This is a genomic window from Vibrio sp. 2092, assembly GCF_033339635.1.
Taxonomy (GTDB): Bacteria; Pseudomonadota; Gammaproteobacteria; order Enterobacterales; family Vibrionaceae; genus Vibrio; species Vibrio alginolyticus.
This window is the reverse complement of the sequence record NZ_JAWOUY010000024.1, coordinates 1-13251: the sequence shown is the minus strand read 5'-3', so window position 1 is coordinate 13251 and position 13251 is coordinate 1. Positions and strand designations below refer to the sequence as shown.

12 protein-coding genes and 1 tRNA gene are annotated in these 13251 nt (G+C 43.4%); 10 read left to right on the top strand and 3 right to left on the bottom strand.

What is annotated here, in order from left to right:
- The first annotated feature begins 1 nt into the window (after position 1).
- Positions 2 to 1072 (top strand): LPS export ABC transporter permease LptG, encoded by a 1071-nt coding sequence (lptG, locus tag R7P80_RS26220; RefSeq protein WP_115386303.1) that lies wholly within the window; start codon positions 2 to 4, stop codon positions 1070 to 1072.
- Between the two features lie 87 nt (positions 1073 to 1159).
- Here lptG and R7P80_RS26215 read toward each other — a convergent pair whose 3' ends face one another.
- Together R7P80_RS26215 and R7P80_RS26210 are read right to left on the bottom strand one after the other, a co-directional pair.
- Complete coding sequence (locus tag R7P80_RS26215) at positions 1160 to 1639, bottom strand: RDD family protein (RefSeq protein ID WP_005381070.1); 480 nt, start codon at positions 1637 to 1639, stop codon at positions 1160 to 1162.
- Between the two features lie 184 nt (positions 1640 to 1823).
- A complete protein-coding gene (locus R7P80_RS26210; RefSeq protein ID WP_005385537.1) occupies positions 1824 to 3092 on the bottom strand; it encodes a DUF2254 domain-containing protein in 1269 nt (422 codons plus the stop codon).
- A gap of 227 nt (positions 3093 to 3319) precedes the next feature.
- Between R7P80_RS26210 and R7P80_RS26205 the strand changes: the two genes are divergently transcribed.
- Complete coding sequence (locus R7P80_RS26205; protein ID WP_225492028.1) at positions 3320 to 3985, top strand: SDR family NAD(P)-dependent oxidoreductase; 666 nt, start codon at positions 3320 to 3322, stop codon at positions 3983 to 3985.
- A 190-nt stretch (positions 3986 to 4175) separates the two neighbouring features.
- Positions 4176 to 4260 (top strand) — tRNA-Leu (locus R7P80_RS26200).
- Between the two features lie 245 nt (positions 4261 to 4505).
- On the opposite strand, the gene R7P80_RS26195 is transcribed toward R7P80_RS26200, so the two are convergent.
- Entirely contained in the window at positions 4506 to 5789 is a 1284-nt protein-coding gene (locus R7P80_RS26195; protein ID WP_170894145.1) for a carbohydrate-binding protein, read from the bottom strand.
- Positions 5790 to 6036: 247 nt separating this feature from the next.
- On the opposite strand from R7P80_RS26195, the gene R7P80_RS26190 reads away from it, so the two are divergent.
- From R7P80_RS26190 to R7P80_RS26160, 7 genes are all read left to right on the top strand, one after another.
- The gene (locus R7P80_RS26190; RefSeq protein ID WP_170894144.1) at positions 6037 to 6342 is read left to right on the top strand and encodes a PTS sugar transporter subunit IIB; all 306 of its coding nucleotides are present in this window, start codon (positions 6037 to 6039) and stop codon (positions 6340 to 6342) included.
- Positions 6343 to 6429: 87 nt separating this feature from the next.
- Positions 6430 to 7764 (top strand): PTS sugar transporter subunit IIC, encoded by a 1335-nt coding sequence (locus tag R7P80_RS26185; RefSeq protein ID WP_005381064.1) that lies wholly within the window; start codon positions 6430 to 6432, stop codon positions 7762 to 7764.
- Positions 7765 to 7815: 51 nt separating this feature from the next.
- On the top strand, positions 7816 to 8127 hold the full coding sequence (locus tag R7P80_RS26180; protein WP_225492044.1) for a PTS lactose/cellobiose transporter subunit IIA: 312 nt from the start codon (positions 7816 to 7818) through the stop codon (positions 8125 to 8127).
- Positions 8128 to 8139: 12 nt separating this feature from the next.
- Entirely contained in the window at positions 8140 to 9462 is a 1323-nt protein-coding gene (locus R7P80_RS26175; protein WP_005381048.1) for a 6-phospho-beta-glucosidase, read from the top strand.
- A gap of 17 nt (positions 9463 to 9479) precedes the next feature.
- Positions 9480 to 10235 (top strand): chitin disaccharide deacetylase, encoded by a 756-nt coding sequence (chbG, locus tag R7P80_RS26170; protein WP_054579416.1) that lies wholly within the window; start codon positions 9480 to 9482, stop codon positions 10233 to 10235.
- 104 nt (positions 10236 to 10339) lie between these two features.
- Positions 10340 to 11338, top strand: coding sequence for a LacI family DNA-binding transcriptional regulator (locus R7P80_RS26165; RefSeq protein ID WP_225492027.1), 999 nt, complete (start codon positions 10340 to 10342; stop codon positions 11336 to 11338).
- Between the two features lie 130 nt (positions 11339 to 11468).
- Positions 11469 to 12722 carry an HD-GYP domain-containing protein gene (locus tag R7P80_RS26160; protein ID WP_005381029.1) on the top strand — a complete coding sequence of 418 codons (1254 nt, stop codon included), beginning with the start codon at positions 11469 to 11471 and terminating at the stop codon, positions 12720 to 12722.
- Positions 12723 to 13251 lie beyond the last annotated feature (529 nt).

Here is a 13251-nt window from a genome sequence, read left to right as displayed (position 1 = left end):
TGTGTTCAAAATCTTAGACCTTTACATCGGTAGAACCATCATCTCTACCACTGCCTTGGTTTTAGCGACGTTTGTTGGCTTATCGGGCATCATCAAATATGTAGAACAGCTACGTAAAGTAGGGCGAGGTGTGTACGACCTCACTCATGCGTTGTACTTTGTGTTACTCAGTGTGCCGCGTGATATCGAAATGTTCTTTCCAATGGCGGCATTACTCGGTGCCCTGATCGGCTTAGGTATGTTGGCTTCAAGCTCTGAGTTGGTGGTGATGCAAGCTGCTGGTTTCTCTAAGCTAGATATCGGGTTATCGGTACTAAAAACGGCCGTCCCGCTCATGGTTGTCGTTATGGCGTTAGGTCAATGGGGCGCTCCTGAGGCCCAGAAGATGGCCCGTGACTTACGTGCGTTTGCGATATCAGGTGGTAGCATTGTGTCTGTGCGCTCAGGTGTGTGGGCTCGTGACGCAAACGACTTTATCTTTATCGGTAAAGTCGAAGACGACAAGCTTTATGCTTTAAATATGTGGCGTTTTGATGATGATAAGAATCTACAAAAAGTTATGTTCGCCGAAGAAGTCGACTACCAACAAGATAACAACTGGCTGATGCGCTACGTACAAATTACGGACATGGAAAATGAAAACGTAATTTCGAAGCAAGACATCGAACAGATGGAGTGGCACACCTCTTTGGCACCAGATAAGCTAGCCGTGGTGACCGTGAAGCCAGAAGAACTGTCACTGAGCGGTTTGTATGATTATGTGACTTACCTAAAAGCATCGGAACAAGATGCATCTCGCTATGAGTTGGCGTTTTGGCGTAAGTTGACTCAGCCGCTTTCAATTGCTGTGATGATGTTAATGGCGCTATCTTTTGTTTTCGGTCCACTCAGAAGCGTGACCATGGGGGCAAGGGTATTGTCGGGCGTGGTTGCCGGGTTTACTTTTTACATATCCAGTGAGTTCTTTGGCCCATTAAGCTTGGTGTATGGCATATCCCCAGTGTTTGGTGCTTTGGCCCCGAGTTTGGTGTTCTTAGCTATTGCGATTGCACTGCTACGAAGAAAGCTATAACTGAAGCATCATCGAATAAACCAAGTTTTACCGAACCAAATGTAAAAGGAAGGCATTACGCCTTCCTTTTTTGTGTTCCTAGACAAGTTAATTTGCCTTAGGTAATACAACAACCTCTGTTTTGGCCCAAATGTCGTGGAAACCACGTTTCTTCGGATCAATCGGTACAGTCAGGTTTGCCAAGCCAAAGCCAGATGTCGAAATACGAATCAGAGCTTGAGTTACCGTAATTGGTGCTCCGTCTTTGGCATTGCGAACTCGAAGCTTCCAAGCGCGCATCCCAAGAGTTTGTCCTGCTCGCGTCCAGAAGAACACAAAGAAATATATCCACACACCCGCAAGATAAAGTGTAAATAGAGGGCTCAATACAGGGTGCTTTCCGAGCATATCTGCGGCATCAGCGTACTCGCCATAGCTCAACAATCCTGCCGCATTTAGTGCAAACACAACGGCCATAACAATACCTGCGGCCATCATTTCAATTGCGATAATAATCAATGTGTCGTAAATCAACGCTGCAAGTCGACGAAAGAGACCAGCAGGTGGAAGAGTTGTAGACGTTGTCATTATTCCATCACTTACCTTAAAAATTGTGCGTCAGAATATAGATTCCCTCACCAAGAGAAAAGAGACCTAACGCACAGAGTCTTTAATTGTGTATAAACGAAGAGACTTTTCTGCCCTACGTTATCAGCACATGTCATGATACACGAGGCCGTGCAGCAATATATTTCAACTGAATTCGACTCTCTTAACCATTGGCTTTTTGGTCTGTGACCAGATTAGATAGCTGAGAGAGTTGGTGTTTCTCATCTTCGGTATAATGTTGGCTTAACGAAAGCTCTAAAGCTTTTTCTGACAGCTTGATTGCTGGTGACAAAAATAACTTAGGGTGCATACTAGAGAGAGCTAGCAAGGCCTTTTGTAGGCGAATCTGTATTTGGAGTTGCGCTGCACCATCGTGTGCTATCGGCAAAAAGACATCATCAAACAAATCCTGGCAGCTCAATGCGGGCACAAATAGTCTAGGATATCGAGTTTTGGTAGGAGGCTCACTGAGTAGGTCTCCCCATAATGAAAGTGCTCGTACAGAACGCCCAAGAACGTCAATTGCGGTGCCATTATCATTTACAGCCGGAGATAGTGCTCGTGAGGCGATTTCCGCCATAACGACTAAACCAAAGCGAGGGTCCTGATCATATGAACGCTCCGTTCGAATCGTGAAGGCTGCCGTTACTTCGCTTTCGTCTGGCAATTCTCCACAAACCCAAGCCAATGGTTGACCTACGTACACAAAACTTCCCGGTTGTCGCTCAAGGTAGATGGTGCATTGGTTTGCTTCAGCAATACTATCGAGATGATGCATATCAACATGCTGTAAGTAGCCAATTTCTTGGCTCAAAATAGGTTTACTTCCTCTGGGTTTATGTTCTGGGTGGCTCCACGGGTGAGCACCTAGCCAACGCTCTTTGCCCCGTTTTCTTATCGCATCTAACAAGGCTTGCTCCACGTATGAAGTGGTTTCACTGACCCTTCCTAGTACGGAAAGGTGCTGAATCCAACGTAGCAGAGTGAGTATGATCATCACGATTACGGCGATAGTCACGATGAACAGATAAATTTGTGCTTGTTGATGATAGGCCCCAATACCTAGCGCGATAATTCCTACCAAACTAAATAGAAAAGAGCCAAGAAAGGTTGCTAAGGCATTTTGTGTTGTGCTGTCTTCCATCAACAGTTTTGTCGCTCGCGGCGTTACCCCTGCACTAGCGGCACTGTACGCTGAGACCATAATATTGAGAGAGAATGTAGTCACTGCAAGCATGGAGGTTGCGAGGATATTTAATATGTTGTTCAACAAATCCTTGCTGACGTTGATGGCAGGGGGCAGAGTAATGAACTGGTTTAAAACAATCGACATTAAGGCGGTAGCAACAGCTAGTAATGCGTAGAGTGACGTCCGGACCCACAGTTTTCGTGTCATCTGTTTCAGTAACCACTGCCATTTTGACCCAGTCATTCTTTGCTCCTATTCAGTTCTCACTAGAAAGTCGATAGAAAATTCAGAAAGTTATTCTTGCTTAAGCATAGGTTAAATGCCCGTCGTTCTGCTTGATATTTCATGCATCACGAAAGTAAGAAAGCTGCTTGCTTCAAAGAATGGTGCTCTTGAGGTGTGAATTACCACGATTCTGTTACCTTAATTGATAGATGAATTAAAAGTATGTGATTGAAAAGAGGTAGCGCATGATTGTAATTACAGGTGCAAGTAGCGGCTTAGGGGCGGAACTAGCAAAGCGTTATGATGCGAAAGGCAAAGAGACGTATGTAATAGGAAGAAATACAGAAAAACTATCCGCACTAGCAAAACAACTCTCTCATAACGTCGGCTATCAAGCTTGCAACCTCTCATTACATCAAGGTGTGAAACAGCTCTTTGATGGGATGAAACAGCCGCCTGAAATGGTCATTCATAGTGCAGGAAGTGGTTATTTTGGCTTACTGGAAGAGCAGGAGCCGGAAGAGATTCAAAAGTTGATTGATAACAACCTGAATTCTGCGATTCATGTGTTAAGAGAGTTAGTAAAGCGTTACAAAGATCATCCAATAAAAGTGGTCATGATCATGTCCACTGCCGCGCAACAACCTAAAGCGCAAGAGTCTACGTATTGTGCAGTGAAATGGGCCGTCAAAGGATTAATTGAGTCGGTTCGTTTGGAGCTAAAAGGAAAACCTATGAAAATTATCGCGGTTTATCCTGGTGGAATGGATACGGAATTCTGGAAAACAAGCGGCAATACGATGGACACGAGTCACTTCATGCAAGCAGAAGATGCCGCAGAGATGCTCCATAATGCGTTGTCGAGCATTGGGAATGGTTATGTTTCTGATATTACAGTGAATAGAATTTAAAAAGAGTTTCGTATACTCACTTTCATCTGGAAGAGTAGTAGAAAATGGAGCGTACGTTTCTTATGAGTACAGCTTTGTCACACTTTGTGGCGAAATTATCAGCAAACGATAGTTATTTAAGGTATTTCTGCTTGCGCAGGTCAAAAGCTTACGTATAATGCCAACCATCAAAGGGCAATAGCCCAAAGATGCCGGTGTGGTGAAATTGGTATACACGACGGATTCAAAATCCGTTGCCTTCGGGCGTGGCGGTTCAAGTCCGCCCACCGGTACCATATTAGAAAGGTCGCTTTTATAGCGGCCTTTCGTCGTTTTAGGTGTTCGTAAATATCAAAAGAAAGTTAGCGTTGCCTTCCCGGTGGCGTCAGGAGTGCCTGCCAGTCAAGTCACTCGTAGGTACCATATTTTAAGACAGAGCCTCGATGGAAGTCGGGGCTTTGTTGTATCTGGATCTTCAAAACAAAAAAAGCGCGAGGGGTATGCCTCGCGCAAACTACTACATGGTGATAGTAAGAACAGCCTATAGAGCTGTGAACAAGGTATTTTGAGTGTTCGGAGTCCAGTCTGCTTGGGACACGTGCGGTACATCAACTAGATAACGCAAACCTTGATAAGTGACCACATCACCTTGTTTATAGGAAACATTCTGAGTCCAGTTAGTGGCTGGGTCCGCATTTGTCCAGAGGCTAGAGGTTGGAGACGGTACCCAATCTTGTTGTGCAGTATGGTTTGTTACAGCCTGGTATACAGTACCTAGGTGTAAGACGTAATCGCCAGCGTCGTAGTTATGACCAACTTGCCAGTTCGGTGTGTAGTTATCCATTGTGTCGAAGTCATAACCCGCTTGTTTTGCTAACTGTATAAACTTAGCGAGCTTAGGTAGGTTTTGCGTTGCACCCATGCCACGCTTACCATCTTCAAATAGGAACTCGTGAGTTAATACGATAACTTTATCGGCGTGTAAAGGTGTACCACATGGGAACTCTTGAGCTTTGGAGTTGATCGGGTTAATCGTTGTTGGTGCACAAGTGTTTAACGCGGAATCCACATATCCAAGAAATGCTTCTGCTTCTGTAAGGCTGTTTGCTGGCATTTCAATGCCCCAATTTTCGGGTGCCCAGTCCACATCCCAACCGTGAGTTTGATAGCCGTTATTCGCTAGGATATTTTGAACCTCGATAGCTGCTTTTACACTGTTGGATGGGTTGGATGTATCGCATACATATCCTGGTTCCCAAGGTTTCAGGTCATCAGACGTGGCGCATAACCCATCTGCTTTGAAGTCTTTCGTCACGCGCCAACCGTTGGTGTAGGGCAGTCTAGCAAACTCTGTTGCCTTGTAGTTCGGGTAGCTTGTAATGTTCGGCAAATACTTTGCTAACACAGATAAGTTTTCCGTAAACATTGAGGCATCGTAAACAGGGTCTTGATACGAGTTAAGCTGGTGGTCCCCGGTCGCATTACACTCCGCAGCACTGTTCGGTCCAAACTCATCAACGCAATTATGAACCATATGATCGTAACTATGGTTCGCGACAATATGACCAGTGTCTAATGCGAGCTTTAAGGCTTCTAGCGAACGGTCTTCATTCTCATCACCAATTCCATCTAAATGCCAAGCATTAAAGTAAAACGTCGCTTTGATATCTTCCTGGTTAAGTACTTGAATAACGTCAATAGATGCATTGATTGGTCCATCATCAAACGTTAGATAAATGGTGCCTTTAGAGTCGGTTTGAGCAAATGAGTGCTGTGATAGTGCGGCACTTACAAGCGCTGCAATAGCCAATTTATTAAATTTCATTCTCTATTCCTTTTAAGAAATTAATAACGACGTTGTCAGTAGTAAAATATTGATAATTTGAAACTTAATGTGATGTCTTAAATTATTTTATGACTTTTATCCTAGACCTAAATAATTACAAAAAAATAGGTGGTATTTTCTAAATTGGGATTGTGTTCACGAATAATGCAACCGGTTGCGCTTTTTTGTCTTGGTTATTTTTGCTACAGTTTTTACAGGTTGAAATTTACACAACGGGAGTAAGGCTATGAAAAAGATCCTTTTATGCTGTAGCGCAGGGATGTCAACCAGTATGCTTGTTAAGAAAATGGAGCAAGCTGCTGAAAGTAAAGGAATTGAGTGCAAAATTGATGCAATGTCAGTGAATGCGTTTGAAGATGTAATTAAAGAGTACGATGTTTGTCTTCTCGGGCCTCAAGTACGTTTTCAGCTAGAAGAGCTAAGAAAAACGGCGCAAGAGCATGGTAAAAACATTGATGCTATTTCTCCTCAGCATTATGGAATGATGAAGGGAGAAGAAGTACTAGAGCAAGCATTAGAATTAATTAACTAAACTATAGTTTTAAATTAAAAAGATAACTGTACATCAAATATAAATATTTGATGCGGGATTCTTTTGCCTAAAATAAGGATGGATTCTATGAAGCTTTATGACGCAATTATAGGCGCAGTCGAAAAGCATATAGCCCCTATAGCAGCTAAAGTGGGGAATCAGCCCCATGTTCGCGCAATGAGAGACGGTTTTATTGTCGCAATGCCGTTTATTATTGTCGGTAGTTTCATTTTGATTTTTGCATTCCCCCCATTTGCCGAAGATACAACCTTTACTTTTGGTCGAATTTGGCTCGATTTCGCCACTACACATTTTGATACCATAATGATGCCCTACAACATGTCGATGGGGATCATGACCATTTTTGTTTCGCTGGGCGTTGCTTATAGTTTAGCGAAGGCTTACAAGATGGATGGGATCACGAGTGCTGTATTGTCACTAATGTCTTTTTTACTCATTGCGGCCCCAGCTAAAGATGGCGCGTTGTCTATGTCTCACATGGGCGGAACCGGGATCTTCACCGCAGTGATGTGTGCATTTTTCTCGGTGGAGCTCTACCGTTTTATGAAAAAGCACAATATTACGATTCGCATGCCAGAGCAGGTGCCACCGGCGATTGCGCGATCATTTGAAGTATTGCTACCAGTCTTAGCGATATTCATTACCTTATATCCACTTAGCCTTTTTGTACAAACCCAGTACGACATGCTGATTCCAGATGCTGTTATGGCTATCTTTAAACCGCTAATTAGTGCGTCTAACTCATTGCCTGCCATTATTGGCGCTTTATTGCTTTGCCAGCTGCTTTGGTTTGCGGGTATTCATGGTGCTGCAATTGTTGTTGGACTGCTTTCTCCAATCTTTTTGACCAACATTGGTGCCAACATTGAAGCCTTTGTTGCAGGTGAACCGATTCCAAACGTATTTACTCAACCGTTCTGGGATTTTTACATCTTTATTGGCGGCTCTGGTGCAACACTTGCTCTTGTTATGCTGATGTCGTTTAGCCGTTCTGTTCACCTTAAGAGCATTGGTCGAATGAGTGCGGTGCCTGGCTTTTTCCAAATCAACGAACCTGTGATCTTCGGTAGCCCAGTTGTGATGAACCCGACCTTGTTTATCCCGTTCGTCTTCGCTCCAGTCATCAACGCTACGATTGCGTATTTTGCTGTGCATGTCGGCTTTGTGGGTATGGGTGTCGCTACAACACCTTGGACAACACCGGCACTGATAGGTGCTTCGTGGGGTAGCGGTTGGACCTTTGCGCCAGTATTGCTCGTCATTGGTTTATTAATTCTTGATCTAATCATCTACTTCCCATTCTTCAAAATGTTTGAGAAGCAAATGTTGGAGCAAGAACTACCAACGACGAAGGAAACTAAAGGTGACACGCAGCCGTCAGGCGAAGGCGTTACTGCTTAACTGTGCTTAATGGGCCGCAATTACCGCGGCCCGATTTTCGGAGAGAAAATGATGGAACAAGAATTGGTTGTAATGGAGATCATTTGCAATGCTGGTGAAGCCAGAAGTTTAAGCTACGAGGCATTGCGTTTATCTCGAGAACAAGATTTTGAAGCGGCTGATGAGAAGCTCTCTCAAGCAAGAGAGTGCATTAATAAAGCCCACTTAATACAGACTCAGCTTATTGAAGAAGATCAGGGAGAAGGGAAAGTCCCGATGACGTTAGTGATGGTGCATGCTCAAGATCACCTAATGACTACGATTTTGGCTCAAGAGATGGCTGTAGAAATCGTCGCACTGAACAAAAAAAACTCGAACAAATAAAGGGGGATGAAAATGTCTAGAGAGGCGATCAAACTTGCCATTATTGGCGGTGGTAGTAGCTATACCCCGGAATTGGTTGAAGGGGTTATTAAGCGCTTAGAATATTTACCCGTTAAGAAGATTCATTTTGTGGACATTGAGTCAGGAGCTGAGAAGCTTGAGATCATCAAAGGATTGGCTCAGCGAATGGTCGATAAAGCCGGAGCAAAAATTGAGATAAAAGCCGGTTTCGATCGCCGTGCTGCGATAAAAGATGCGGATTTTGTGATGACGCAGTTTCGTGTTGGTGGCCTTGCTGCACGCGCTAACGATGAGCGAATCCCAATCAAGTACGACGTCATCGGCCAAGAAACAACGGGCCCTGGTGGTTTTGCTAAAGCACTGCGAACCATTCCGGTCATTCTGGATATCTGTAAAGACATTGAAGAGTTGGCTCCAAACGCATGGATGCTCAATTTCACCAACCCAGCGGGTTTAGTTTCCGAAGCGGTCAGTAAGTACACCAAAGTAAAGAGTATTGGTTTATGCAATGTGCCCGTTTCAATGGAAATGATGATTGCAGAAATGATGGAGTGCGAGCCAAAAGAGCTGCAACTTGAGTTTGCTGGGTTAAACCATCTCGTGTGGGTACACAAAGCATGGCTCAATGGGGAAGATATTACTCAAACGGTATTAGAGAAAGTCGGTGATGGTGCCAACTTCAGTATGAAGAATATCTGGGAAGAGCCGTGGGATCCGGCATTTCTAAAAGCACTGGGGGCGATACCATGTCCTTATCATCGTTACTTCTACCAAACTGATGCCATGCTTGCTGAAGAGAAACAAAGTGCCGATGAAAAAGGCACTCGTGCTGAGCAGGTAATGGAAACAGAAAATGCGCTATTTAAGCTCTATCAAGATCCTACCCTCGATCATAAGCCGAAAGAGTTAGAGGAGCGGGGTGGTGCTTATTATTCTGATGCATCACTGAACCTAGTTGATTCAATTTATAACAATCGTAATAGTATTCATGTTGTTAACGTTTTAAATAATGGAGCGATCAACGGCCTACCTGACGATGCTGTGATTGAATGTAGTGCCGTGATTGGTAGCTGGGGGGCGAAACCTCTTGCGGTTGGCGAGTTGTCAAACAATATCAAAGGATTACTCCATCAAGTTAAAGCGTATGAGCAGCTAACAATAGAAGCTGCTGTCGAAGGTAATTATGACAAGGCGCTTATGGCATTAACCAATAACCCATTGGTGCCTGACATTGGCCGCGCCAAGTCAATCCTGGATGATATCCTAGCGGTGAACGCTCCGTATTTACCTCAATTTAAACTAACGACGTTGTAAGACAAGGAAGGGCGCCGATGAAAGTCATTTTTAATGCTGATGATTTTGGTTTAACGAGAGGTGTAAATAGCGGCATCGTTAAAGCTCATCAGCAAGGTGTGGTTCATTCAACCACCATGATGGTGGGTATGGATGCTGAGCAACATGCCTTAGAACTAGCTCGCCATAATCCAGACTTGAAAATTGGCGTTCATCTTAGGTTTACAGCAGGTGTGCCTATAACGAAGCATCCTAACTTGACCAACGGCCGAGCGCACTTTATCAACTATGACGAACTTTGGAGTAAGCAGGACTTCGAAACTCAGGTCATTTATGATGAAGCAAAAGCTCAGGTGGAACATTTTTTATCGCTTGGGTTAGAGCTAAGCCACTTAGATAGCCATCATCACGCGCATACTCACCCTCAAATTTTGCCCGTTATTAAAGAAGTAGCGAATGAATACAGAGTGCCACTGCGGGGCACTGGCTTGTGTCAAGAATCGATGACAATCAGGTATATCTTTACTGATGAGTTTTATGATCAAAAAGTGAGCTTGGATGGCTTAATGGCACATCTATTGAGCTTAAAAGCTGACTATGACTTGGTTGAGGTGATGTGCCACCCGGCAGAGGCCGATCAGGCGCTTATCTTAAAGAGTGGCTATGCGCTTCAGCGAGAGCTAGAGTTACAAGTTCTTACCTCTCCCATTTTAAAAGAACAGTTAGCTCATCATGGCATAACTGTCACGGATTACTCTGAGCTTGTTTCTACCAATCAAATGGTCGGTGTATGATTAAAGGCTGCCAGCTTCGCCCCCTATAGCACCTTACGAATTGCTGGCAGCCGTTCTACACAAACGAATATTTAATAACAATTGCAGTTGGACCCAATAGCATTATGGCAAGGATTAAAGATGTAGCCGAACTCGCCGGTGTAAATCGCTCTACCGTTTCTCGAATTATTAATGGAGAGGGGAAATTTCGCGAGGAAACTCGAAAAAAAGTAGAGCAAGCTATGGCGCAATTGAATTATCGTCCTAGTGCAATTGCTCGTTCACTCGCAACCTCATCCAGTAATATGGTTGGGTTATTGGTGACTTACTATACGGGGGGCTTCTTTGGCGAGATGATGGAGCAGGTTCAGACCGAGCTGGATATTCATAAGAAGTTTTTGATTACAGCTCAAGGCCATCATTCTGCACAAGGTGAAAAAGAGGCAATTCAGCGTTTTAATGATTTACGTTGTGACGGCTATGTACTTCATAGTCGTTATTTGTCAGATGATGACTTACGTGAATTAGCTAAACAGCCAACACCTTTCGTTCTTCTGGATCGCTACGTGGAAGGAATAGAAGAGCGTTGTGTTACCTTTAACCATCATCATGCAAGCCGTATTGCCGTTGAGCACCTTTTAGCTGGTGGTCATCGAAAGATTGCTTGTATTGCCGGTCCATCCCAACGTCATAACAGTGTATTGAGAAAGCTTGGGTATATTGATGCAATGAAGGATGCTGGTATAGATATTGATGAAAGCTGGTGTGAAGAAGGGAATTATGGTCGGCAAAGTGGTTATGATGCAATGGCTGCAATTTTACAACGACACCCTGATGTGACGGCTGTCTTTTCGTGCAGTGAAGAAATGACGGTTGGCGCAATGCAGTACTTACACGAGCACAGTATTTCTGTACCAGAGCAAATCTCATTAACTAGCTTTGACAGTGTTGATCTTTGTGAAAGTCTTTACCCTACAGTATCAGCAGTGCACTTTCCTATCAGTGACATGGCCCGTGTAGCGGTACAAACGTTAATGGGGCTAGTCAAAGATCAAGAAGTAATAGAAAAGCCAGTGTTCGAGGCCAAGCTTAAAATACGCAAAGCAGATCGCTCCTTAAAGTAGCTTACTTCTATCTAATTAAGTGAGTCGCTTAGAAATAACGGTTTGATGTTTTGATAGTTACTGATGAATTTATTCACAAAATTTACTAGTATTCTAACTCTCTTAAGAAATATAAATCAGTAGTGAATAAGTGGCAGCCATTAAACTAACGGTCGATCGTATTCAACCCGGATTACATATCCGTCTTCCGCTAAAGTGGAACGATCACCCCTTTCTACTCAATAGCTTTAAGATTAAAGACCAAGAGCAAGTCGAGATGATCCGCCACCTCGGCGTAAAGTTCGTTTACTTTAATCCAGAGCAAAGCGATGCCGTTCCACTCCCTGTTGATCAAAGACAAGCTGACAGAGTAACAAATGAAGCGTCGTTAGATCATGAAACTCAAAAAATGTGGCAAGAAAAACAGAACCGCATAGAAAAGTTAAGTGCATACCGTCGACGCGTGATTCAGTGTGAAAAAGAGTTTGAGCGCTCTCTGGCACGTATGCGTTCAGTCATGACTAAAATCCGTAACCGTCCGACAGCAGCAGTTGATGAAGCAAAGCTTCTTATTGAAGATATCGTCGAGAAGTTAATGTGCGATGATAATGTTACGTTACATCTGATGAACGGAAAAAATGAGTTTGAAGATATTTATTTCCACTCATTGAACGTGGCTGTTATCTCGATGATGATTGGCCGTGCTAAAGGGTACTCAGCAGCACAGTTGAAAGAGCTTTCCTTCTCCGCACTATTCCATGATATCGGGAAAATAAAAATCCCGACTGCAATATTAAGAAAGCAACTACCTCTAACAGAGCCAGAAACCAACTACTTAAAGTTGCACACTAAATATGGCGTCGATCTTGCGAGTCAAATCGAGGCTTTTCCCGAAGTCGCGAGAATTGTGATCGCGCAGCACCATGAGCTAAGAGATGGGTCTGGTTATCCTAAAGGCCTGAAAGGAGATGAGATCAACGAGTTTGCTCAAATTATTGCTGTAGCCAATGCGTTTGATAACTTGTGTCATACACCGATAGTCTCAGATCAAAAGATTCCTTATACCGCACTCTCTCATTTATATAAGAACTGTAAACACCTATATAAAGAAGAGAACCTGAACATCCTAATTAAGTTTATGGGCGTGTTTCCTCCGGGTACCGTAGTTCAGCTTTCTAATAATATGGTCGGCCTGGTTATCTCAGTGAATGCATCGCATTTATTATTCCCGAATGTCTTGGTTTACGATCCATCAGTACCAAGGACGCAAGCGCCAATCATTGATCTTGCCTCAAAAGATATAAAGATAGTTAACGCGATTCATCCGTCAAAATTACCGGATAAAGTAAAAGAGTATCTAAATCCGCGTTCGCGTATTTCTTATTTCTTTGATAGTGATGAGTAGTTATCCACAGCTTTTTGTGGGTAAATTGTATAAATCCTGAGTGTTATTTCTGGGTAATTTTAGGGTTGGATGGAAAGTATCCATTTGGCATGTTTTTTTAGAAAAAATGCATTTTTAGTATTGCCAAAGAAAATCTTCTCCCTATAATGCGCATCCATCGACACGGCAGACGCCACAAGGCTTTAGTAGGGTCGAAGAGGTAAAAAGCTTCTACAAAAAATTAGTTTAAAAAAGTGTTTGACACTAACAACTAAATCGCTAGAATGCTCCTCCGCTTTGAGAGAAAAACTTCTCGCAAAGCAAGCTCTTTAACAATATAGACCTATCAATCTGTGTGGGCACTCGTTGATGATAATCCAATTAGATACCTCGGTATCAAATTAGGTTTCAATGAAACGAAGTGACCATTGAATCTTCGGATTCAGCACAGTCAATTCAAACATTACTTATGTAATGTTCAGTATTCATTGAGCCGAACAAAATCTTAAATTGAAGAGTTTGATCATGGCTCAGATTGAACGCTGGCGGC

Coding starts and splice junctions, on each gene's coding strand:
- R7P80_RS26215 (WP_005381070.1), bottom strand. CDS start 1,639: ATGACAACGTCTACAACTCTTCCACCTGCTGGTCTCTTTCGTCGACTT.
- R7P80_RS26210 (WP_005385537.1), bottom strand. CDS start 3,092: ATGACTGGGTCAAAATGGCAGTGGTTACTGAAACAGATGACACGAAAA.
- R7P80_RS26205 (WP_225492028.1), top strand. CDS start 3,320: ATGATTGTAATTACAGGTGCAAGTAGCGGCTTAGGGGCGGAACTAGCA.
- R7P80_RS26195 (WP_170894145.1), bottom strand. CDS start 5,789: ATGAAATTTAATAAATTGGCTATTGCAGCGCTTGTAAGTGCCGCACTA.
- R7P80_RS26190 (WP_170894144.1), top strand. CDS start 6,037: ATGAAAAAGATCCTTTTATGCTGTAGCGCAGGGATGTCAACCAGTATG.
- R7P80_RS26185 (WP_005381064.1), top strand. CDS start 6,430: ATGAAGCTTTATGACGCAATTATAGGCGCAGTCGAAAAGCATATAGCC.
- R7P80_RS26180 (WP_225492044.1), top strand. CDS start 7,816: ATGGAACAAGAATTGGTTGTAATGGAGATCATTTGCAATGCTGGTGAA.
- R7P80_RS26175 (WP_005381048.1), top strand. CDS start 8,140: ATGTCTAGAGAGGCGATCAAACTTGCCATTATTGGCGGTGGTAGTAGC.
- chbG (WP_054579416.1), top strand. CDS start 9,480: ATGAAAGTCATTTTTAATGCTGATGATTTTGGTTTAACGAGAGGTGTA.
- R7P80_RS26165 (WP_225492027.1), top strand. CDS start 10,340: ATGGCAAGGATTAAAGATGTAGCCGAACTCGCCGGTGTAAATCGCTCT.